Source organism: Silvania hatchlandensis, assembly GCF_025564065.1.
GTDB lineage: Bacteria > Pseudomonadota > Gammaproteobacteria > Enterobacterales > Enterobacteriaceae > Enterobacter > Enterobacter hatchlandensis.
Window position 1 is genome coordinate 1 of sequence record NZ_JAMGZK010000027.1, and the last position, 1314, is coordinate 1314.

The following is a 1314-nucleotide window of genomic DNA, read 5'->3' on the forward strand; positions in this document are numbered from 1 at the left end:
ATCCTTTGTTGCCAGCGGTTCGGCCGGGAACTCAAAGGAGACTGCCAGTGATAAACTGGAGGAAGGTGGGGATGACGTCAAGTCATCATGGCCCTTACGAGTAGGGCTACACACGTGCTACAATGGCATATACAAAGAGAAGCGACCTCGCGAGAGCAAGCGGACCTCATAAAGTATGTCGTAGTCCGGATTGGAGTCTGCAACTCGACTCCATGAAGTCGGAATCGCTAGTAATCGTAGATCAGAATGCTACGGTGAATACGTTCCCGGGCCTTGTACACACCGCCCGTCACACCATGGGAGTGGGTTGCAAAAGAAGTAGGTAGCTTAACCTTCGGGAGGGCGCTTACCACTTTGTGATTCATGACTGGGGTGAAGTCGTAACAAGGTAACCGTAGGGGAACCTGCGGTTGGATCACCTCCTTACCTTAAAGAACCTGCCTTTGTAGTGTCCACACAGATTGTCTGATGAAAAAGTAGCAGTAAAAAATCTCTCCAGGCTTGTAGCTCAGGTGGTTAGAGCGCACCCCTGATAAGGGTGAGGTCGGTGGTTCAAGTCCACTCAGGCCTACCAAATTCATCCTGATACTGCGTTGTGAAACGACTCGCATACTTCAGTATGCTTCGCCCTTCCGCGCCTTGTCTCAGTCTGAATTACCGGTAGAGAGATTAGTCTTACGATGGGGTTATAGCTCAGCTGGGAGAGCGCCTGCCTTGCACGCAGGAGGTCTGCGGTTCGATCCCGCATAGCTCCACCATCCTTTTACTGCGATAACAAGAAAACTTCAGAGTGTACCTGAGAAGGTGCGCTGCGAAGTTTTGCTCTTTAAAAATCTGGATCAAGCTGAAAATTGAAACGACACACTGTGTCTGCTCTCCGTAATAAGAGCAGATAAGCGGTGTGTTCGAGTCTCTCAAATTTTCACGACACGAACTGTTTTACGAAACAGCTTCGGGTTGTGAGGTTAAGCGACTAAGCGTACACGGTGGATGCCCTGGCAGTCAGAGGCGATGAAGGGCGTGCTAATCTGCGATAAGCGTCGGCGAGGTGATATGAACCTTTGACCCGGCGATACCCGAATGGGGAAACCCAGTGCAATCCGTTGCACTATCATGTCATGAATACATAGTGGCATGAGGCGAACCGGGGGAACTGAAACATCTAAGTACCCCGAGGAAAAGAAATCAACCGAGATTCCCCCAGTAGCGGCGAGCGAACGGGGAACAGCCCAGAGTCTGAATCAGCATGTGTGTTAGTGGAACGGTCTGGAAAGTCCGACGGTACAGGGTGATAGTCCCGTACACAAAAATGCA

At 50.7% G+C, this 1314-nt stretch carries 2 tRNA genes and 2 rRNA genes; all 4 read left to right on the forward strand.

Annotated elements, in window-relative coordinates:
* A 16S ribosomal RNA gene (locus tag M8014_RS00140) occupies nt 1–426 on the forward strand; the annotation flags it as partial.
* Nucleotides 427–497: 71 nt separating this feature from the next.
* A tRNA-Ile gene (locus tag M8014_RS00145) sits at nt 498–574 on the forward strand.
* 108 nt (nt 575–682) lie between these two features.
* Nucleotides 683–758, forward strand: a tRNA-Ala gene (locus M8014_RS00150).
* Between the two features lie 205 nt (nt 759–963).
* Nucleotides 964–1314, forward strand: a 23S ribosomal RNA gene (locus tag M8014_RS00155); the annotation flags it as partial.